At 28.4% G+C, this 22330-nt stretch carries 21 protein-coding genes; 12 read left to right on the top strand and 9 right to left on the bottom strand.

Features of this window, described 5'->3' with window-relative positions:
* Nucleotides 1–439: 439 nt before the first annotated feature.
* The 4 genes from NON08_RS12410 to NON08_RS12395 form a co-directional block, all read right to left on the bottom strand.
* Nucleotides 440–1027 carry a zeta toxin family protein gene (locus NON08_RS12410; RefSeq protein ID WP_256691929.1) on the bottom strand — a complete coding sequence of 196 codons (588 nt, stop codon included), beginning with the start codon at nt 1025–1027 and terminating at the stop codon, nt 440–442.
* 10 nt (nt 1028–1037) lie between these two features.
* Nucleotides 1038–1220 (bottom strand): hypothetical protein, encoded by a 183-nt coding sequence (locus NON08_RS12405; RefSeq protein ID WP_256691928.1) that lies wholly within the window; start codon nt 1218–1220, stop codon nt 1038–1040.
* A 338-nt stretch (nt 1221–1558) separates the two neighbouring features.
* Nucleotides 1559–1831, bottom strand: coding sequence for a DUF4268 domain-containing protein (locus NON08_RS12400; RefSeq protein WP_256691926.1), 273 nt, complete (start codon nt 1829–1831; stop codon nt 1559–1561).
* A 343-nt stretch (nt 1832–2174) separates the two neighbouring features.
* The gene (locus NON08_RS12395) at nt 2175–3269 is read right to left on the bottom strand and encodes a helix-turn-helix domain-containing protein (RefSeq protein ID WP_256691925.1); all 1095 of its coding nucleotides are present in this window, start codon (nt 3267–3269) and stop codon (nt 2175–2177) included.
* Nucleotides 3270–3454: 185 nt separating this feature from the next.
* Here NON08_RS12395 and NON08_RS12390 point away from each other — a divergent pair, with 185 nt between their 5' ends.
* From NON08_RS12390 to NON08_RS12360, 7 genes are all read left to right on the top strand, one after another.
* On the top strand, nt 3455–4948 hold the full coding sequence (locus tag NON08_RS12390) for a PTS transporter subunit EIIC (RefSeq protein ID WP_256691924.1): 1494 nt from the start codon (nt 3455–3457) through the stop codon (nt 4946–4948).
* A 144-nt stretch (nt 4949–5092) separates the two neighbouring features.
* Complete coding sequence (locus tag NON08_RS12385) at nt 5093–5767, top strand: FadR/GntR family transcriptional regulator (protein WP_256691923.1); 675 nt, start codon at nt 5093–5095, stop codon at nt 5765–5767.
* Between the two features lie 151 nt (nt 5768–5918).
* Complete coding sequence (locus NON08_RS12380; RefSeq protein WP_256691922.1) at nt 5919–6707, top strand: electron transfer flavoprotein subunit beta/FixA family protein; 789 nt, start codon at nt 5919–5921, stop codon at nt 6705–6707.
* A gap of 11 nt (nt 6708–6718) precedes the next feature.
* Nucleotides 6719–7915: an electron transfer flavoprotein subunit alpha gene (locus tag NON08_RS12375; protein ID WP_256691921.1), complete on the top strand. Its 1197-nt coding sequence runs from the start codon at nt 6719–6721 to the stop codon at nt 7913–7915.
* Nucleotides 7916–7925: 10 nt separating this feature from the next.
* Complete coding sequence (locus NON08_RS12370) at nt 7926–9320, top strand: FAD-binding oxidoreductase (protein ID WP_256691920.1); 1395 nt, start codon at nt 7926–7928, stop codon at nt 9318–9320.
* Nucleotides 9321–9339: 19 nt separating this feature from the next.
* Nucleotides 9340–9708 (top strand): CidA/LrgA family protein, encoded by a 369-nt coding sequence (locus NON08_RS12365; RefSeq protein WP_256691919.1) that lies wholly within the window; start codon nt 9340–9342, stop codon nt 9706–9708.
* Nucleotides 9692–10366 carry an LrgB family protein gene (locus NON08_RS12360; protein ID WP_256691918.1) on the top strand — a complete coding sequence of 225 codons (675 nt, stop codon included), beginning with the start codon at nt 9692–9694 and terminating at the stop codon, nt 10364–10366. The genes NON08_RS12365 and NON08_RS12360 overlap by 17 nt, the downstream gene beginning before the upstream one ends.
* A gap of 403 nt (nt 10367–10769) precedes the next feature.
* Here NON08_RS12360 and nhaC read toward each other — a convergent pair whose 3' ends face one another.
* The 5 genes from nhaC to NON08_RS12335 are packed head-to-tail and all read right to left on the bottom strand — an operon-like array spanning nt 10770 to nt 18049.
* Nucleotides 10770–12209, bottom strand: a complete 1440-nt coding sequence (gene nhaC, locus NON08_RS12355; RefSeq protein WP_256691917.1) for a Na+/H+ antiporter NhaC — start codon at nt 12207–12209, stop codon at nt 10770–10772.
* Nucleotides 12210–12222: 13 nt separating this feature from the next.
* Nucleotides 12223–13656: an SLC13 family permease gene (locus tag NON08_RS12350; protein ID WP_256691916.1), complete on the bottom strand. Its 1434-nt coding sequence runs from the start codon at nt 13654–13656 to the stop codon at nt 12223–12225.
* Between the two features lie 12 nt (nt 13657–13668).
* Nucleotides 13669–15471: an aryl-sulfate sulfotransferase gene (locus tag NON08_RS12345; RefSeq protein ID WP_256691915.1), complete on the bottom strand. Its 1803-nt coding sequence runs from the start codon at nt 15469–15471 to the stop codon at nt 13669–13671.
* A gap of 28 nt (nt 15472–15499) precedes the next feature.
* A complete protein-coding gene (gene trxB, locus NON08_RS12340) occupies nt 15500–16642 on the bottom strand; it encodes a thioredoxin-disulfide reductase (RefSeq protein WP_256691914.1) in 1143 nt (380 codons plus the stop codon).
* A gap of 30 nt (nt 16643–16672) precedes the next feature.
* Nucleotides 16673–18049: a tyrosine phenol-lyase gene (locus NON08_RS12335; RefSeq protein WP_256691913.1), complete on the bottom strand. Its 1377-nt coding sequence runs from the start codon at nt 18047–18049 to the stop codon at nt 16673–16675.
* A 371-nt stretch (nt 18050–18420) separates the two neighbouring features.
* Here NON08_RS12335 and NON08_RS12330 point away from each other — a divergent pair, with 371 nt between their 5' ends.
* From NON08_RS12330 to NON08_RS12310, 5 genes are read left to right on the top strand one after another with little or no spacing between them, the layout of a single operon-like run.
* A complete protein-coding gene (locus tag NON08_RS12330; protein WP_256691912.1) occupies nt 18421–19191 on the top strand; it encodes an IclR family transcriptional regulator in 771 nt (256 codons plus the stop codon).
* 9 nt (nt 19192–19200) lie between these two features.
* Nucleotides 19201–19845, top strand: coding sequence for a bifunctional 4-hydroxy-2-oxoglutarate aldolase/2-dehydro-3-deoxy-phosphogluconate aldolase (locus tag NON08_RS12325; protein ID WP_256691911.1), 645 nt, complete (start codon nt 19201–19203; stop codon nt 19843–19845).
* Between the two features lie 5 nt (nt 19846–19850).
* Nucleotides 19851–20795 (top strand): 2-dehydro-3-deoxygalactonokinase, encoded by a 945-nt coding sequence (locus NON08_RS12320; RefSeq protein WP_256691910.1) that lies wholly within the window; start codon nt 19851–19853, stop codon nt 20793–20795.
* Nucleotides 20796–20849: 54 nt separating this feature from the next.
* Nucleotides 20850–21851, top strand: a complete 1002-nt coding sequence (locus NON08_RS12315) for a TRAP transporter substrate-binding protein (RefSeq protein WP_256691909.1) — start codon at nt 20850–20852, stop codon at nt 21849–21851.
* Between the two features lie 11 nt (nt 21852–21862).
* Complete coding sequence (locus tag NON08_RS12310) at nt 21863–22330, top strand: TRAP transporter small permease (RefSeq protein ID WP_256691907.1); 468 nt, start codon at nt 21863–21865, stop codon at nt 22328–22330.

The following is a 22330-nucleotide window of genomic DNA, read 5'->3' as shown; positions in this document are numbered from 1 at the left end:
AAATTTTTAAAAACTATTATTGATAGTATGTCTAGCTCTACTTACTAAAAAATGGGAATGTCCCAACAAGATAGCAGTAGAGGGAGGGCGGGAATTACTAAGTGTGGGCGCAGTTGCTGCCTCTTGCTTATGAAGGCTTTGCTGAGACATGCTTTCTCTTTTATACAATCTCAGCAAAAAAAAGCCTGATTCTATCCCAGAGGGAGCAAAATGAAGGAAAGGCATTGGCCACCCCCAAGAGCGGTCCCACTAAAAAGGGAGTACCTTGACGGGGGATGCCGGAAGGGGGTGGCCCAAGCCCACACATTTTTTATGAAAGAAAAAAGCCAGCGACTGACATCCCTATCTCTCACTGGAGATATGTATCTCATTGCTGGCTTGGTCCCGCCGAATATCGGCTCTCGCAGCAGGCGGGGTTTCTTGAATAAAAAATTACTATTTATTTTCCTAATTTTTTTACAAATTCATCTAACCAAATTGGTAGATTTGAACCTTTATATAATATATTATTATTTTTTATATAAACTTTTGTGATTAAAACATCTGTATTGTCATAAATAGTTATTTTATCACAATATTCACTTATTTTTGCAAGATTTTCTCTAGATTCATAAAATCTTCTCTCTATAGATTCCTCAGGAATCCCATGCCCACCTTTCAAAACTCTTTGATGAACTCTTTCTTTAGCAACATCTGATGAATTAACACTTACAAAATGCAAGTCAATATTATATCCTAACTCTTTAGCTTTTTTTATTGTTCTTAAAATTGAATTTCCACAAAGAGTTGTTTCTTGGTTAAAAGTAATTTTATTTTCAAAAAACTCTTTAATTTTAGCTAAGGCAATTCTTCCCGCTTTCATTTGATCTGTCTCTCTTTTCCAATCTCCAATCTCTTTAACAATTTCGTCAGTATTGATTCTTTTACCTAAAAAATCTTTTTCTGTCGTTAAAATAAGGTTATTATATAAACTGGATTTACCAGCTCCATTAACTCCAGCAAAGATAGTATATGTCGGTTTTAGCATATGTATCTCCTTAAAACTTGTTTTGGTTAATTACTTTTTCCATTCCTTTTTGTAAAAAGAAATTTTTCATATTAACATAAAACTCTTTCTCCTCTTCCGATTTAGAGTTTTCTAAAAGATAAAAGAATTCATCATTGGTCATAGAAGCTTCTTGACATATTTTATATATATTATCTAAGATTTTTTTATCCATCTCAATCTCTCCTTAAAAAATTTAATAATTTTATTATATACTATTTTACATAGAAAATCAAATTCTTACATTTGCTTATTTATCTTTATAAAATTTACTACTAGATTAAAAAGGCAGCTCGTCTCGCCTTAGCCAGTCCGTTGTTTACAGTAGCCTACCTTAGTAGCTAGGACTCGCATATTTCTTTAGATGCTATACTCATATTTTTTAAAAACTTCTATATACTTAGGAATTTCTGATAATAAGTAATTTATTGAATCTCCCTATGACTTCTCATTATATATGTCGAATTCCACGCTTTTCATAATCATACTTGATTTATTATCCTCTAAATTTCTTCATTCTAAGTTAGAGCCAATTTGACCTTCTATTTCTAATTTTTTACTTTCAAAAAGTTTATAATACTCTTTATTATTATCAATATAAACCTTTATAGTTAAAGTTTTATTTCTACTATCTATAGAAATATATAAGTGATAGTCTTTACAAATAGAAACATCTATACCTGTTGTTTTAATTAATCTATATTGATCTGAAGATAATTTTCTTTTTATTAATGCTACTTTTATAAAAGCACTCCAATATTTTTGTTGTAAATCTTTTAAGTTCATAAATTTCTTCTTTTTAAATTACTCTATTTCCTTTTAATTTGTCCAAATCATTTTTTATACTCAATACAATAGATTCAACTAATTTTTTAAGTTTATCTTCATCTCTTAAAATATTAGCTAGTTTTGAATCCAATTTATTAAAATTAACTGTTTCTAAAGAGTTTTCATCTAAATAACAATGTTTGCCACCCTAACCATCAATCAGTTACTTAAAATCTAAACTCTTTTAAACTTTTCTTTAAGTGCTCTTTGCTTAAATTTTTATTAGAATTCCCATCTTTATCTATAACTATTAATCCTCAATAGATATTATTTTCAATCTCTATTCTCAAGTATATAAAATTTATTTTAGATTATCATTTTTAATTTTTCCAATTAGATAATTTTTCTTAAAAGCTAAGATAAAATCTAAATTTAAAGGATTATATATAATTTCAGCAACTTCTCCTAAATATCTTTTTAAATAAGTTCTATCATTAAAAATAGTATTATGTATTTGAATACCATACGAATGTATTTTTCTTTTTATTTTTGGGAGAAAAATATTTAATTTGAAGAGAAGCATTAATAAATTATTATCTTCACTTTCTATAAATGTAGGCAAACTTTTATTAACCTTTAAATAGTTACTCAAAAAATCATAAAGATTTTCATATGTAATATTATTCTTTAAATTTTTTTCAATGTCGCTATTCAAAAAATTTATAAATCTCTCAATTTCTTTATTTTCGTGGATAAAATCATGAATTTTTAAAGATAGAGAATCATTAATTTGTTTTTTTATATTATTAGATAGTTTAAAACTAGAGTCATTTAAAATTTCTTTTGGTAAATAAGTTACGTTGTATTTAAGAAGCCCTAGAATAATACTTTCTCTTAAAAAAGCTAATATACTTTGGGAATTGGTAAGTGAAAATTCAATATGAAAATCAATTATATCTAAATCAGAAGCATTGAAAATTAGAAAAATAATAGGTAATTTTTTTGTATTGTTAATTTCAATGAAATTATAAGAGATAAAGGATTTTAAAATATACACATCTCCATTTTTTATATTTTTATTAATTTCAGTACTAGATTTATTTTTTAAATATTCATCTAAATTACTAATAATTCTATAAAATGTATTAAAGCTTATATTAGAGTTAAAATTATTTTTTAGGTCATTATAAATTGTTTGTAAAGAATTATTTTTATTTTCTAAGTAAAAATTCCTAATAGTTGCAAGTAAAGTATTGTCAACTTTTCGGAAGGAATTTTTATCACTTCGTTCTTTTAAATTTAGCGCTTCTGTTCCATCATCTCTAAATTTTTTTATCCATCTTTTTAAAGTACTATATGGAATATTCTCTTCATATGATATTTCTTTTAAAGTTTTTTTATTTTCTAAAAACATTTTAATAATTTTAAGTTTATTGATGTTATTGTTACTTTTCATAAACCTCCAAAGATTAATAAATATTGTATTATATAGTATTACAATACTATTATTTTAAAATATTGTCAATATATGGCTCATTTAATTTCGAAAAAACTTGACAAAAATATATAAATTATATACTATTACGAATATAAAGTGTGTTTTAAAAAAACTTATTGTTTAATAAAAGGGAGGAAAATGAAATGAAAATATTTTCTAATTTACAAAAGATAGGAAAAGCATTGATGCTACCCATCTCTATTTTACCAGCTGCTGGAATACTACTGGCTTTTGGCGATCGATTAAATCTTCCGTTAATGACTAATGCCGGTGGAATATTATTTGATAATCTACCATTATTATTTGCTGTTGGAGCAGCTGTAGGATTAGCCGGAGAGTCTGGAATAGCGGCACTAGCTTCAATTGTAGCTATACTAATAATAAATTCAACTGCTGGAATTGTTGCAGGTGTAACTCCAGAAATGGCTTCTCAAGGTGGAGCTTATGCTAGTGTTATGGGTATTCCAACTTTACAAAGTGGTATATTTAGTGGACTTATATCTGGAGTATTGGCTGCAACAATGTATAATAAATTTTTCAATATAAAACTACCTGATTTTTTAGGATTTTTTTCAGGGAAAAGATTTGTGCCAATTATTACAGCACTTTTTGCTTTTTTAATAGGTTTAGGGTTTCCGTTTGTTTGGGAACCAATTCAAAATACGATTGGATTACTATCTAAATTAGCAAATGGAGAAAATCAAGCATTATCAACTTTTATCTTTGGATTTACTGAAAGAGCGTTAATTCCTACTGGATTACATCATATTTTTTATTCTCCTTATTGGTTCAACTTTGGAGAATATACTGCACAGTCTGGAAATATTATTAATGGAGATCAAGCTATTTGGTTTAAAATGTTTGAGGAAGGAATAAAAAGTTTTTCATCAGAAAGTTATAAAAATGCAGGAAAATTTTTACAAGGAGAGTATCCATTAATGTTAATGGCTTTACCAGCTGCAGGTTTAGCAATGTATCATGAAGCTCTTCCTAAGAATAAAAAATTAGTTGCAGGAATATTATTATCAGCAGCATTTACTTGTTTTTTAACTGGAATAACAGAACCAATTGAATTTACATTTATATTTGTAGCACCAGTACTTTATCTTTTCAATGCTGTTTTTGCAGGGATATCTTATATGATGATGTATTTATTAAATGTACATATAGCAAAGTCATTTTCTGCAGGATTTATTGATTTCTTATCATTTGGAATATTACCATCATTTTCTGGGTATGAAACAAATTATATAATGGTTCTTGTTTTCGGAACTGTTATGGCTATGTGTTATTATTTTGGTTTTAGATTTTTAATAAGAAAGTTTGACTTAAAAACACCAGGTAGAGAAGTTATAAACGACTTAGAAAACCAAAATGATAATTTTACAGATAAAGAGATTGCTGCAATGGCTATAAATTATTTAGGAGGAAATGAAAATATTACCTCTATTGATTATTGTATAACAAGATTAAGAGTAGAGGTAAAAGATACGTCATTAGTAGATGAAGCAGGTTTAAAAAAATTAGGTTCAAGTGGAACAATAAAAGTAGGAAAATATGGAGTTCAAGTTATATTTGGAGCAAAAGCTCAATTTATTGCTGGAGATATAAAAAATCTTTTAAAAAATGAAAGATAAAAATATAAAAAACACGATTAGTTAAAAATTGTGTTTTTTTATACTATATAAAATTGTCTATTTAATTATCAAAATTATAAACACTTGAAAATCTTCACACAATTTGGTACAATCCCTAGATATATTGAATATTAAAGGAGAAAAATGAAAGATAAAAATTATAATATAATTTTAGAATATATAAAAGAAAAAATTGAAAATAATACTTTAAAACCAGGAGAGAAAATAGAAACAGAAAGAGATTTGGCAGAAAAATTGAATCTTAGCAGAACTACAGTTAGAGAAGCTTTAAAAGTTTTAACTGCAATGGGAATAACAAATTGTATTCAAGGAAGTGGATATTATTTAAAAGATGATTTTAAAGATTCTCTTTTTGAAAATTTTAATCTTTTTTTTCTTTTAACAGGGCAAAATGTTTCTGACTTAATAGACTTTAGAGAAGGAATAGAAATTAAAGCTTTTGAATTAGCTCTAACAAATATAAAAGATGAAGATTTAATAAAAATAGATATGATATTTAAAGATTTAAAAAATGCAGCTTCAGAGGATGAAAGTTCTCTTTTAGATGCAGAGTTCCATAGAGCTATTGTAGAAGCTAGTCATAATATTTTTTTTATAAGCTTATATAACTCTTCTAGATTAACTTTAGAAAAATTTATTAAGAATATAAGAATAAGTATTTTAAAAAATTCAAACAATAAAGATATACTTTTAAAGCATCATAAAATAATTTATCAAGCTTTAATTGAAAAAAATCTTGATTTGGGAAGAGAAGTTATAAAAGAGCATTTTTTATTAATGAAAAAAAATATTTTTTAATATTTAAAATACCTCTTGAAAAGCACATATTGAAAAGATATGTGCTTTTTATTTTGAATTTGTATTCGAAATAAATTTGACAATGGTTTTTCTATGAAGTATACTCCTATCACTAATAAATTGGTTAGACCAATATTAAAAAGGAGGCTGTATGAATATTATTGTTTGTATTAAACAAGTTCCAGGAAGTACCAATGTTAATGTTGACCCAATTACAGGAGTTCTAATTAGAGATGGAGTGGATTCAAAAATAAATCCTTATGATCTTTATGCTTTAGAAACAGCTTTAAAGTTAAAAGAGGACACCCAAGGAAAAATAACAGCTTTAACTATGGGACCACCTATGGCAAAAGATATTATAAAAGAAGCCTATATGATGGGAGTTGATGAGGGATTTATTTTATCAGATAGAAAATTTGCAGGAGCAGATGTATTAGCTACCTCTTATGCTATTTCTCAAGGTGTCAGAACTGTAAAAGACTATGATTTAATCATTTGTGGAAAGCAAACAACAGATGGAGATACAGCTCAAGTAGGACCAGAATTAGCTGAATTTTTAAATATACCTCATGTTGCAAATGTTAGAAAAATTATAGATATTAAAGAGGACTCAATATTAGTTGAAATGGATATGGATCATACTATTGAGATTCAGGAAGTTAAATTTCCATGTTTAATTACAGTTGAAAAAGGAATTTATACTCCAAGACTACCTTCTTATAAGAAAAAACTAGAAACTTTAAATAAAGATATTCCTATTTTTAATTTAAGTCATATGGAAGATAAAAGAGAGGAATATTATGGATTAAAAGGATCTCCAACTCAAGTTGAAAGAATATTTCCACCTGAAAAAAATAGTTCTAAAGTTATTTGGAACGGTAGTAGTGAAGAGTTAGTTGAAAAGCTTTCAGATAAATTAAGAGAACTAAAATTTGTTTAGGAGGGAATTAAATGGGAAGACTAATAGTTAATCAATCTATGCTTCAAGAGAATATTATTGAAAGTTTAATAAATATATGTCCATTTAAAGCTATTGAAAAATTAGGAGATAGTATTGACATTACATCAGCATGTAAAATGTGTAAAATATGTGTTAAAAACTCTGCAGGAGCAATAAGTTATGAAGAGGATGAAATCATTGAGATAGATAAATCAAAATGGAGAGGAATTCTAGTTTATATTGATCATTTAGATGGAAAGATACACCCAGTAAGTTTAGAACTTATTGGAAAAGCTAAAGAGTTAGCATCTAAGATTAATCATCCAGTTTATGCTCTTATGATTGGAGATGATATTGAAACGAGTGCTCAAGAGTTGAGACATTATGGAGTTGATGATATTTTTATCTATGAATCAAAAGACTTGAAACATTTTGTTATAGAACCTTATGCAGCTGTTTTTGAAGATTTAATTGAAAGAGTAAAGCCATCTTCTATATTAGTTGGAGCTACTAATATTGGAAGATCTTTGGCTCCAAGAATTGCAGCAAGATTTAGAACAGGGTTAACTGCAGACTGTACAATATTAGATATGAAAGAAAACACAGATTTAATCCAAATAAGACCAGCTTTCGGTGGAAATATAATGGCTCAAATTATAACTCAAAATCATAGACCACAACTATGTACAGTTAGATATAAAATATTTTCAGCTCCTGAAAGACAAGAGATTCCTTCTGGAGAAATACATAAATTCTTAGTAAAAGAGGAACATTTAGATACAAAGATAAAAATTATAGAGGTTACAAAAAAAGAGGTTGAAGAGGATATTTCAGAAGCAGAAGTTATTGTTGCTGTAGGTAGAGCTTTAAAAAATGCTAAAGATATTGAAATTTTCCAAGAATTAGCTGATTTATTAAATGGGAAACTAGCGTGTACTAGACCTATCATTGAAAATGGAACTTTAGGAGCTAAAAAACAGATTGGATTAAGTGGTAGAACAGTAAAACCAAAACTTATAATAGCTTGTGGAATTCAAGGTGCAGTACAATTTACAGCAGGTATGAATAGTTCAGATACAATAATTGCTATAAACAGTGATGAAAGTGCAGCTATTTTTAATATAGCTCATTATGGAATTGTTGGAGATATGTATGAGATTGTTCCTAAATTAATAGAGAATATAAAAAGTGGAAAATCAATTTACTAGGGGAGGAGCTATGTATAAAAAGATAGATATTAAAGATTATGAGCATTTAAAAAATATAGTTGGAATTGAAAATACATTATTTGAAAATGAAGTAGGACATGATTATCATAAAGATGAACTAGGAGGGATATCAAATCCACCTGATCTTGTTTTAAAAGTTGATAATGCTTTTCAAATATCTCAAATTATGAAATATGCCTATGAAAATACTATTCCTGTTGTTGTAAGAGGTTCTGGAACAGGATTAGTTGGAGCATCTGTTGCTATGCATGGAGGAATAATGATAGATATGACAAAAATGAATAGATTCTTAGATTTAGATTTAAATAATCTAACTTTAACTTTAGAGCCAGGAGTTCTTTTAATGGATATATATAAACATGTAGAGGAACAAGATCTATTTTATCCTCCAGATCCAGGAGAAAAATCTGCAACAATAGGAGGAAATATATCAACTAATGCAGGTGGTATGAGAGCAGTTAAATATGGAGTAACTAGAGATTATATTAGAGAATTAGAAGTAGTTCTGCCAAATGGAGAGCTTTTTACAACAGGTGGAAAGGTTGTAAAAAATTCCTCAGGTTATGCTTTAAAAGATCTTATGATTGGTGCAGAAGGGACTCTAGGAATAATAACTAAAGCAACTTTAAAACTTTTACCTCTACCAAAATATTCTATAAGTTTATTGTTACCTTTCCCAAGTATAGAGTTAGCTATAGAGTGTGTTCCTAAAATCATAAAATCTAAGGCTATTCCAACAGCTATAGAATTTATTCAAAAAGAGGTTTTGCTTTATGCTGAGGACTTTCTAGGGAAAAAATTTCCAGATAAATCAGCAGAAGCCTATATTTTACTATCATTTGATGGAAATACTTTAGAATCAGTGGAGAATGATTATTCTAAAGTAGCTGATTTATGTATAAAAGAGGGAGCTTTAGATGCATATATTGTTGACACTGAAGAAAGAAAAAAAGATGTTTGGTCAGCTAGAGGAGCATTTTTAGAAGCGATAAAAGCAAGTACAGATTTAATGGATGAGTGTGATGTTGTTGTTCCTAGAGATAAAGTAGCTGATTTTATAAAATTCACGAAAGAGCTAGAAGAAAAGTATAAGGTTAGAATTCCAAGTTTTGGTCATGCTGGAGATGGAAATTTACATATTTATGTATGCAAAGATGGCATGGAAGAGAGTAAATGGGAAAAGGTTTTAGAAGATGTTTTTGAAGAGATGTACTCACGAGCAAGAGAGTACAAAGGTTTAGTTTCTGGAGAGCATGGAATAGGCTTTGCTAAGAAAAAATATCTATTTGAGCAAATAGGAGATGTGCAAATAGGTATCATGCAAGGAATAAAGAGTGTTTTTGATCCTAAGTTTATTTTAAATCCAGGAAAAGTTGTAAAATAATTTTTTAACAGGAGGATTTATGATAGGAGAGTTTGCTATTATTTTAGCGATAACGTATATAAGTTCTATAATAAGTAGGTATACACCTATTCCCATTCCAGGCCCTGTAATAGGAATACTTTTGCTATTTATTTTACTTAACTTTAAAATTTTAAAAGTTGAAAATATAAAGAATGCAACGAATTTAATGCTAACAAATTTAGCTTTTTTATTTTTGCCACCAGGAGTAGGATTACTTAAATCAATTAATATTTTAGCAAATAATTGGCATAAACTATTCTTTGTAGTTGTCATAACTACAATAATAACTTTAGTAGTTACTGGTTGGAGTGTCCAATTTATTATAAAAAGAAAAGAGGAGGCTAAAAAAGATGAGTCCACTTGTTAGTATCCTTATATCATTAGTTGCTTATCAAATAGGAGTTTTTATATATAGAAAAACTAAAATAACTCTTTTAAATCCTCTATTATTAGGTATTATTTTTGTTATATCTATATTAGTTATATTTGATATTCCATTGAATGAATACAATAAAGGAACTGAGATTATTACATTTTTTCTAGCTCCAGCTACAGTAGTTTTAGCAGTTCCATTGTATAACCAAATTGAAACCTTGAAAAAAAATATTGTACCAATACTCTTTGGAATAACTGTTGGATCAACTTCAGCAATATTATCAGTAATTTTCTTATCTAAGCTTGTAAATTTAGAAAAAGATGTATTAATATCAATACTTCCTAAATCTATAACAACAGCTATAGGGATAGAGATTACTAAAGCTTTAAATGCAGATACAGCTTTGACTATAGTTGCAATTGTTTCAACAGGAATAGTTGGAGCTGCTATAGGTCCAACTATATGTAAATGGAGTAAAATTGATAATAGTATAGCAAAAGGAGTTGCAATAGGAACTGCAAGTCATGCTGTTGGGACATCAAAAGCTATTGAAATTGGAGAAGTAGAAGGAGCTATGTCAGGACTAGCTATTGGAATTGCAGGGATTATAACTGTATTTTTAATACCTATTTTAATTAATTTTATTTAAAATTTAAAATGAAAAGAACTTTCTTTATAGCTTAAGCTTTATATTTTAAATAGCTTAAGCTATTTAATTTTTTGTAATATTTTTGTATTTTAGAAATTTACTTTAATAATAATTTTTACCTTTCAGATTTCTGAAAAATTTGACTATCGATCCCAGTATATCTTATTATTTTAACATATTAGTTTTAACATCTTGATTTTTTACCTATATAAAAAGCTTCCTTCATAATAGATAGATGAAATAATATAAATCTATCTATTATGAAGGAAGCACATCAAAACCTACTAGCCTATTAAAAAAATATAACACGATAGTAACTATTCATTTAGTATGATTACATATCTGACATTAGACAGATACTTCTCGCGAAGCCACACTATTTATTAGAAGTTCATTACTAGCATCAATTATTTTCAGAAGCAAGTTCTTCTATCTCATCGTTTTCTAGTATTGCATTCACAGATTTATTATTTTCTTCTATTGTTATTCCAAAAATTCCATAAAATATTGAAATAACAGGACAAATTAAATTAAATAAACAGAATGGTGCATAAATATATGTTGGAACTCCAAAAGTGCTTGCTACAAAAGCTCCACAAACAGTCCATGGAACTAAAGGTGATGTTATTGTTCCTCCATCTTCTAAAGCTCTTGATAAATTCTTTGGAGCTAAATTTAATTTCTCATAATTTTTTCTAAACATTCTACCAGTTATTACAATTGACATATATTGTCCACCAGCACATAAATTAGTTAAAATTGGAGTAATCACAGAAGCTACTACAATTTTATTCTTAGTATTAGCCACTTTGGATATTGTTGTTGCTAATTTATCTAACATTCCAGATTTTTCCATTATTCCTGCAAAAGCTAGAGCTGAAATAATCAAAGATATTGTCATTAGCATTGAAGACATTCCACCACGAGTTAGTAAACTATCGATAGCTTTAACTCCAGTATTACTTTTATATCCAAACTGCAAAACTCTCATAATATCTATTAAAGTTTTCTTTTGAATTATCATTGCTGCAACTCCACCTAATAAAGCACCAGAAAATAATCCAGGTAAAGCTGGAACTTTTTTCATAACTAATCCTATTGTTAAAATTGGAATTAAAATTAGCCAAGGAGTTATTGTAAAATTTTGATTTAAAGTCGTTAACATTAAATCTACTCCAATATCATCAATTATTGCATTAGAATACTTATTTCCTAAAATAATAAAACCTATAAGAGCTAAAATATATGCTGGTACAGTTGTATAAAGCATGTGTTTTATATGATCAAATAATTTTGCTCCAGCCATAAGCGGAGCTAAGTTTGTTGTATCTGAGAGTGGTGACATCTTATCACCAAAATATGCTCCAGAAAGTACAGCTCCTACTATAACTTCTCGCGGAATTCCTAGTCCTTCTCCCATTCCAATTAAGGCAATTCCTATTGTTGACATTGTTGTCCAAGAGCTACCAGTTGAAATTGATATTAATGATGAACTAATTAAAGCTACTGGCAAAAATATATCTGGCGTTATCATTTTAAGACCATAGTATATCATTGTAGGTACAACTCCAGATAGTATCCATGTTCCTATGGACATTCCAATAACTAGTAGTATCATGATTGGGATTACAACCATTTTTAAAGTATCTGAAATTCCACTCTCTAAATCTTTCCAATTACATTTTAATAAAATTTTTGCTACTAAAGCTGCAAACATTGCTGAAGCAAAAACAGGAAAATGGACAGGTAATTTAGCTATTATAACTGCATAAGATATTATCATAAGAAGAAAAAATATAGGCAATAATGCTATATATAAAGGGATTTCTTTTTTATTATTCATAAAGCCTCCTTTTTTAAATTGAAATTATTCCTAAAATATTCCACCAAGGATAAGCTATTCCTAATAAAATAACTAACCCTAAAAACATACGCACTATAAGAATCTTTACTAAAGTACTTAAAGATACGTATCCTGAAGTGTAAACTAATAATAATCCTGCAAATTCATATGGTAATAGATATTGATCTAAAGAAACTTGAAAAATATATGTCATTACATAGGGATTTATATTATTTTCAAGTCCAAGTTGTATTAAAGGCATTGTGAAAGATGACATAGCTGCTAGAGGTGTAAGTAAAAAATTTAATAAGATACCAGAAATATATGATACTGTTATTATTGAAAAGGCATTTCCCTTAAAAAATGGTTGTAGAAAATTTTTTATTATATTTATAGCCTGAGTCTCTGCTGCAACGCTCCCAATACTCATGGCACCTACAATAAATAGAAGTGGCAATAAGTTTACTTTTTTTAAACTTTCATTATTTAATAAATTTATTTTTGGAACAAAAAAGAAACTTGCTAAAATAACTAAAATCCAAGCAGAGTTGATTTTATGAATACTTTCTGTAGACATAAATAGAAGTGCAACTCCCATAACTATAAAAGCTTTTTTCTCTTTATCTTTTATTTTACCTAAATCTAAATATTTTTTCTTTAGTAGCTCTATTTTTTCTTTTGTTAGTGGTTCTGTATTTTTTGTGAATAAAATTAAAACACCTAACGAGCCAAAAGTATAAAAAAATATATATGGTAGATTATGAATTAAATACTGCATCCAAGTTAGAGTTTGTCCTGTTACTTGTTGAGCATAGTTCAGTCCAATTATAATTCCAGAATCTCCTGTTGCAAATCCCAATCTGAAAGTTGAGATAACAAAAAACCCTGCTATAGTTATAAGAGTTGCTTCTAAACTTTTAGGTTTATAACCTAAAGTTTCAATCAGCCCCATTGTTATAATATTAAAAATTACTATTTTAGCAATAACCGATGGAATAAATGGAGTTATAATTATTCCTGCTAAGGTTATCCCTAAAAGGATAGTTGCAAATGTTTTTCCAAATTTTGCAATACTCCAAATAGCTATTCTTCTAGCCACACCAGTTTCATTAAGCATTGTTGACATTAACATAGCTGCTAAAACCAGCCAAGGAATTGTTGAAGTCCAAGGTTTAAAAGCCGTATTCGGTGAGGCCACTTTAAAAACAACATATAAAGTTGGAAGTAACAAACCTGTTATAGCGTCTGGAATTAATGAAAAACACCAAAGTAAAACAGCAAATATGGTAATTGTAAAAAATGATGACGTTTTATAATCTAAATTATATCTTTGAGATATTGCCCAAATCATAATTAAGATTATAAATGTTCCAATCCATTTATAAAAATCACTATTTATTGTATAGAAAGAGCCTTTTAAGGCTCTTTCACTCTCCATTTCTTTCATTTTTTAATCCTCCTATAGATTTTTCTCTATAAACTCTTCAACTTCATCAATTGGATTAAATCCTGAAAGTTTGTCAACAATCTCATTATCTTTTACTAATAATAAAACTGGAATTGACTTTAAACTATGCTTGCTCATAAACTCTTTATTTTTATCAGCATCTAAATGGAATGCGACCATATTAGCTTCCTCTTTATAAATTGGAACTAACTCTTCTAATATAGGTTGAAGAGCCATACAGTTTTTACATCTTTCAGCTCCAACAAATATTATTCCTATATCTTCAACTTTAGAAATTTCGTCTTTAAGATTTTTTTCATTTAAATGTGCAAATAATGTAGAGTTTATTTTAAATAATTTAGGTTTTTCTTCTGTTTCATCTCCAGCAGCTACACATGCATTTAAAGCATTTGATTTTTCCCAAGGAGAAACACCTTCAACAAATATTCTCGTTGCCCCACCCAAAGGTTTTGATCCAGGAACTCTAAATGTAGAAACATCTACTTTTTTAATTGGAGTTTCCTCAGGTTTTTCCAATTGAGGTACCCACTCATAAGGAACTCTATAAGCTCTAAAAATCATATTCATGTTCATAATCTCTTTATCCCAATATGGATTTATATATTCCCATACAATTTCATAGCTTGGAGTTACTTCGATTAGTCTTCCATTAGATCCCTCTGTTATTAAAGTATTTCCATTTGCTAATCTTTGAGCTCCACTTATAAATGGGCTATAGAATCTTGAAGCATCTAATGGCATTACAAATCCAGCTTCTTTTGGTGTATATTGCCATACAATTTCCAATGTAACTGGGTCTATTTCTAATATTCTAGAATAGTCCCTTCTTGCGTTTTTCTCTCCATATTTAGATTCAGGATTTGGTGCACCATATCCTGCCCATCCACCGTTATCAAATACAAGAACGTTTCCTTCTCCAGGTAATCCTCTTGGAATCATATGAGCGTGATGTTGTCCAATGATACATCCTAAATGCTTAAACTCTGGAGTATTATAATATGGACCGATTTTCCATACCACTTTTCCAGTTTCTTTACTGATAATAGCAATTATATTTGTTTCTCTTCCATCCCAAATTATATTATCTGGATGGAATCTTTCGTCACCAGCATCGTACCACTTGTTAGGACCTAAAGCTGACATTGAGTTTATGTGCATCCAGTCCCCAACTTTTTCTGGCTCAACACTTCTTAAATTTGGATTTCTAAATAAAACATTTTTAGCTTCTTCTGAAAATCCGAATTCATCAAAATGTTCATTACAAATCCATTCCCAAATTATTTTTCCATCCTCATCAACTTCATAAATAACATCATCTAATAATAATTTATCTGATATTTTTAAGTTTCTTACTGTTTTGTGTCCAAGTATTAAAGTTTTTCCACCGTGAACTTTTGGTTCCATACCAGGTGCATAGTATCCAACTGGATTACCCTCTCTTTGAAAATCGTGATGTTGTCTAGCCATCCATTTTGGTTCTATTCCTTCGTCTTCGATATACTCATATCTATCAAATCTCCAAACTTCGTTTCCATCCCAGTCTAGTTGCACAACATCCTCATAATCTTGCATTCCAAATTTTGAACTTCTCTCTCTTTTACTACCTAAAACATATCCTCCTGGAAACATCTTTGCAGGAAAACCTTTTAAATTTTCCCAAAGTCTAATCTCTCCTCCATTCATATCTATTAGCATTACCCCTTGTCCTTTTAAAGGAAAAAGTGTATACCCACTCCATGCTTTTTCTGGATTATAAATCGTTGCTCCTGTTGGATAAATCGTTGGATGACCCATTTTGTAACCTCCCCATTTTATATTTATTTTATTTGTTTATTACTAACTCTGGACTATCTATATTTTCTTTGTTAAAAAATTTAGCTAAGTGTTTATTTTTTCTAATATCAACATATATAAAATCATCTACATCATTTTCTCTCAACTCTTTTTCTTTTTCAGAAAGATATTTTAGCCCATCGCTATCTAAAGAGTTCCAAAATCCAATGGCTACATTTTTATCTTTAATTCTATTTATATAAATATTCATCTCCTCTAAATATTTTTCAGCTGCTACAGCTGCTATAGCTCCATCGGCAGCAGCAGTTATAACTTGCTTTAAATATTTTTCTCTTACATCTCCAGCTACAAAAACTCCAGAGATTGATGAATTTAATAAACTATCACATTCAATATGACCTCTCTTATCAAGTTTTAATTCTGTTTCTTCTAAAAATTCAGTGTTAGGAATCATTCCAACAAAGAAAAATACACCTTTACAAGGAATATCCGTTATATTTCCTGTTTTTAAATTTTTAACTTTTACTCTTTCTACAGATTCATCTCCTATGATTTCATCAAGAGTGGAATTCCAAATAAACTCTATTTTAGGATTTTTAAAAGCTTCTTCTGCACTTAATCTATTACAATCTAATACTCCTTCATCGTGAAGAACTATAACTTTTACTTTTGAAGCATATTTGGATATAAACATTCCCTCTTCAATAGCTTGATCTCCACTTCCAACAACAATAACCTCTTGATTTGAGAAAAATTCAGCATCACAAGTAGCACAATAAGCCACACCACTACCTTTAAAATCTACTTCTCCAGGAATTCCTAAAACTCTAGGTCTAGTTCCTGTTGCAAAAATCACACTTCTAGCTTTGTATTCTTTTCTTCTACTTTTTAAAATTTTTATTTCGCCATTTAATTCTACCGTTCGTATACTATCTCTTACAATTGTAGCACCTAATTTTTCCGCATGTTTAGACATAACTTCACCTAGTTTTTCTCCAGAAGTTTTAGGTATTCCAGGATAATTAACTATCTCAGTAGTTTTTGCAGCCATTCCACCTATGGTTCCTTTTTCTAAAATTAAAGTTTTCATTTTAGCTCTAGCTCCATAGACTCCTGCAGCTAGTCCAGCTGGGCCTGCACCAACAATTATTAAATCATAGATATTTTCCATATTTAATCTCCTTATAAAACCAATAATTTCTTATTTCTGTGAAAATCTTCCTGTAAAAAATCTTAAACAAGCTGGTTCATACTCCCACTTTAATCCTTTTATTTGCTCTTTATTTTTGTACAGTTCTATTATTGTAGCTGCTACATAATCTAAGTGAGCATATGTATAAACTCTTCTTGGAATTGTTAATCTTACTGTTTCTAATTTAGGATAATGATTTTTTCCTGTTTTTACATCTCTTCCTGCTGATATAATTCCTCTTTCCATTGTTCTAACACCAGAATGCTCATAAATAGATGCTGCTAAAGCTTGAGCAGGAAAATCATCTTGAGTTAAATGTGGTAAAAATGCTCTTGCATCTAAGAAAATTGCATGTCCTCCATAAGGTTTTACCATAGGTACCCCTGCTGCATCTAGCTTTTCTCCTAAATATCTTATTTGATTAACTCTATGACTTATATATTCATAGTTTACAGCCTCTCTAAGTCCAATTGCCATAGCTTCCATATCTCTTCCTGCCAATCCACCATAGCTAGGCATTCCTTCAAATTGAACTACTGTAGCTGTCGCTTGTAGATATAATTCATAATCATTCATACATAAGAATCCACCGATATTAGTTAAACAGTCTTTTTTTCCACTCATTGTACACCCATCACCATATGAAAACATCTCTTTTACAATATCTTTTATAGATTTATCTGCATATCCTTCTTCTCTTGCTTTTATAAAATAAGCATTTTCTATACAACGAGTTGCATCATACATAATCTTAATTCCATGTTTATGAGCTAGTTCTGAAACAGCTTTTATATTAGCCATTGATACCGGTTGTCCTCCAGCTAAGTTAACTGTAACTGCCAAACAAACATATGGTATTTTTTCTGCCCCCACTTCATCTATTAATGCTTGTAATTTCTTTAAATCTACATTACCTTTAAATGGTAAATCTATTTGAGAATTATGAGCTTCGTCTATTATAATATCTCTGAAAGTCGCCCCATTTCTTTCTTGATGAAATCTTGTAGTAGTAAAATACATATTTCCTGGAACATAGTCCCCTGGCTTAATTGTTAATGTTGATAAAATATTTTCTGCTCCTCTTCCTTGGTGAGTTGGAACTACATATTTAAATCCAAAAAGTTCTTGTACTGTTTTTTCTAAATGGTAGAAGTTTCTACTTCCTGCATAAGCTTCGTCTCCCAACATTAACCCAGCCCACTGAGCATCACTCATGGCATTAGTTCCAGAGTCAGTAAGTAAGTCTATATAACATTCATCTGATTTTAATAAAAAAGTATTATATCCAGCTCTTTCAATAGCCTCTTTTCTCTCTTCTTTAGTCATAATAGCCATATTTTCAACCATTTTTATTTTATATGGTTCTGGTGCAAATCCTTTTGACATAATAATTCCTCCTAAAAAATATTTTGTGTAGTTTTACTATTAGTGTTATATACCTCATCTATTAATATTTTGTCAACAAGTTCACTTTTAAATATAAATTTTAAAAATATTTTTTTCTTTTTTTCTTTTAAATTTTAAAAAAAAATAAACCGAAAAAAAGTTTATTTATGGTTTATTTAAGTATTTTTTATTAGTATATTTAATTTATAAATAATTAAAAAATATAAATTTTTTTATAAACTCTTTACTTAGTTTTTTTATAGTGTAGAAAAAACAAAAAAAAAGTTGACAAATAAAACTTTATGAAGTATAAACTATCAAATTCGGTATTGCGTATGACGTTCGACATTTCGAACAGTGAGGAGAGAAGAATGAATAAAACGGTTTTAAGAGTTTTAGAGATATTTGAATTGTTAAGTAATTCAAGTAAGGATATGACAGTATCTGAAATTTCAAAAGATTTAGAGATTCCTAAAAGTAGTACTCATGATATATTAATGCCACTTTTAGAGAAGGGGTATATTTCTATAAAAAATAAAAAAGAAAAAACATATGAATTAGGCTTAAAAATATTTCAAATTTCAAATTTATTTCAAAGTAAGTTGGAAATAAATCAAGTGGTTGATCCATTTTTAAAAGAATTAAAAGAAAAAACAAATAATACAGTTTTTTTTGCAGTTGAAAATAATAAAAAAATTGTTTATCTTTCAAAATTTGAAGTTAATGAAGGAGGAATTAGAACAACTGCTCAGTTGGGATCTCAGAATGGACTTTACTATACGGGATTAGGAAAAGCTATATTAGCGACTTATTCAAATGAAAAAATAGAAAATTATTTAAATGAAATAGAATTATATCCAAGAACCGAAAAAACAATAGTCTCGAAAGAAGTTCTATTAAATGATTTGAAAAGAATACGAGAAAGGGGATATTCAATAGATAATCAAGAAGGAGAAGATAATGTTTATTGTATAGCAGTTCCAATATATGATATGAATAAAAATGTTTTAGGAGCTATTAGTATGGCAAATTTATTTACAAAAATTACACCTCAGATAGTAGAGCAACAAAGTAAAATGATGATCGAAACAGCCTTAGAAATATCAAAAAAGTATGGGTATTATGAAGAGAAACTTTATTAAGGAGGAAAAATGAAACTTTTAAAAAGTATTAAAGATGATGGTTTAATTGTAATTATCAGAAATATTTCGGATGAAGATTTAATAGAAGTAGCTGAAAGTGCATATAGAGGAGGAGCGCGAGTATTTGAAGTATCTTTAAATCAAGAACAATCATATCAACAAATTAAAAAGTTAAAAGAATATTTTACAAATAAAGATGTTCTAGTAGGAGCAGGAACTGTAACAAATAAAGAGAAAGCAATAAGATCTCATCAATTAAATGCAGATTTTTTTTTAACACCAGGAATATGTAAGGAAGTTTTGGACTATTCTAAAGAATTTAAAATTCCAATAATACCAGGGGTCTTTTCTCCATCAGAATTTCAATATTGTATAGAAAATGAATTAAAGTTATTAAAATTATTTCCAGCAAATAGTGTAAAGATGAATTATATAAAAAACTTAAGGGGTCCTTATAATGATTTTGATGTTATGGCAGTTGGAGGTGTAACAGAAGAAAACTTAGATGAGTTTTTAGAAGCTGGTCACATAGGAGTTGGTATGGGAAGTAGTCTTTTAAAAAAGGATGATATAAAAGAAAAAAAATGGATAAATATAGAAGAAAGAGTTAAAAGAGTTAAAGAAAAAATAATACTATATAATAAAAGGAAGTGAAGAGAGTGGAGAAGCGAATACTAACCTTAGATGTTGGAACAACTAATTCAAGAATCAGAAGTTGGGTAGGAAATGTCCTTGAAGAAGAAATAAAAATTCCTATAGGGATAAAGTCTGATAAAGAAATATTAACTTCTAAAATACAAGAAAATATAAACATTCTAAAAAATAAAAAAAGTGAAATAGAGGGAATAATAGCTTCTGGAATGATAACATCTAATCTAGGATTATGCCATATAGATCACTTAACTTTACCAGTGACATTAAATAAATTAGCTGAAAATATTGAAAAAAAAGAGATATGTGGAATTCCAACATATTATATAACAGGAATAAAAACAACACAAAAATTAGATGAATTAAATTTAAATGATGTTATTAGAGGAGAAGAAGTTGAAGTTTTTGGAATATTGAAAAAACTTCAAATAAAAGAGGAGTGTATCATAATTTTACCAGGATCACATAATAAATTTATACTTGTAAATAGAAATCATGAAATACTAGATTTCTCAACAACTATAAGTGGTGAATTATTAGAAATAATAACGAAAAATAGCATACTTAAAAATTCTTTAGATGCCTCATTCTGTGATGAATTAAATTATAAATTTTTACAAAAAGGGTATTTTTTTTCGAAAGAAAAAGGTTTTGGTAAAGCTCTTTTTTCTCTGAGATCTTTAGATCTATTTAACGATTTATCTTTAAATGAAAAATCTAGCTATTTATTAGGAATAATAATTCAGCAGGATATAGAATCACTAGTTTTAAATAAATTTTTAACAAAAGAAAGAACAGTAATAATTGGAGGAGCAGGAAATTTTGTAAAAGCAATGGATTATTTATTAAAAGAAAATATTCCTGATGTTAAAGTTAAAATTATTAATGACAATAAACTTTCATCAATAGGAGCACTAGAAATTGCTAAAGTAAGTAGCTTAATTAACTTATAGAAATAAAAAACAAATTAATTTGGAAAATTATAAAAATTAGGGAGGAAATTATAAATGAAAAAAATTGGAAATTCAAAATTATTATTAACAGGTTTATTATTATTATCAATGTCTCAATTTACATTAGCTCAAAAAATTATGAGAGTAGGATTAGGTGTACCTGAATCTCATTTTGAATATAAAGGAATGGAGTTATTTAAGAAAAATGTTGAAGAAAATACAAATGGGGCAGTAAAAGTAGAATTATATCCTTCAAATCAATTGGGAGTTGATCAGGAAGTTTTAGAGCAAATAAAATTTGGTGCGGCACAAATGAATTTACCAGATCCTGCTATTTTAGGAAATTTAGTAAAAGATTTTCAAATATTAAGTTTACCATATATATTTGATTCACAGGAAGAAGCAGTTAAAATTACAAAGGGAGAATGGGGTAAAGAATTATTAACAAAATTAGATAAAGCTGGATACGTAGGGTTAGGATTTGCTCCTTTTGGGTTTAGACATGTTACAAATAATGCAAGAGAAATAAAAAGTATAGAAGATTTCAAAGGTCTGAAAATAAGAACAATGCAAAATCCAATTCATTTAGAAGTGTTTAGAGCGTTAGGGACTAATCCAACACCAATGCCTTTTAGTGAGTTATTTTCAGCACTGCAACAAGGTGTAGTAGATGGTCAAGAAAATCCTTTAATGAACATTTATTCAAATAAATTAAATGAAGTTCAAAAATATGGAACAATGACAGGGCATGTTTTTAGTTGGGTAGTATTAGTTGTAGGAAAAAATTTTTATAGCTCATTAACACCAGAACAACAGAAAACTCTTCATGATGCAGCAGATTTGGCTATAGATTATATGGATGCAGCAGTAATTTCTGATGATAAGATGGCTAGAGAAGAGATGGCTAAGACAAAGTTAAATTTTATAGACCCTTCACCAGAATTTAAGCAACAAATAAAAGAAAAAGTGCAACCAATAGTGGATAAAGCAGGACAAAAAGTTAATAAAAAATTATATGAAGATTTCAAAGAGGCAAAAAATAAAGTTAATCAATAGAAGGGAGTATTATGAAAGAAAAAAAAGAGTTTGAAAATTATATAATAATGACATTAATGATTATGTTAATTCTTTTAGGAACATTACAAATTTTATTTAGATTTTTATTAAATTTTTCTCTTTCATGGACAGAAGAATTAACAAGATATTTTTTTGTTCTGATGGTGTATACTGGAGCCTCTTTAGCAATTAAGCAAAGAAAACATGTTAAAGTAGATATATTAGAAAATATGTTGTCGAAAACTGGAAAAAAATATTTATATGCTATTAATGATTGTATTTTAATTATTTTATTAATATGGATAGGATTTGCAGGACTTAAGATATGTTATAGTACTTGGGAAATGGAACAATTATCACCAGCTATGGAATTACCAATGTATTTAGTTTATGCAATAATACCAGTAACTTTCTTTTTAGGGGCATTCAGAGGAGTGCAAGTTTTTATTGAAAATTTAAAAAATAAGGAAAGGGGTTAA

The organism is Cetobacterium sp. NK01 (genome assembly GCF_024506395.1).
In the GTDB taxonomy this organism is placed as follows: domain Bacteria; phylum Fusobacteriota; class Fusobacteriia; order Fusobacteriales; family Fusobacteriaceae; genus Cetobacterium_A; species Cetobacterium_A somerae_A.
This window is presented reverse-complemented; position numbering and strand designations above follow the sequence as displayed.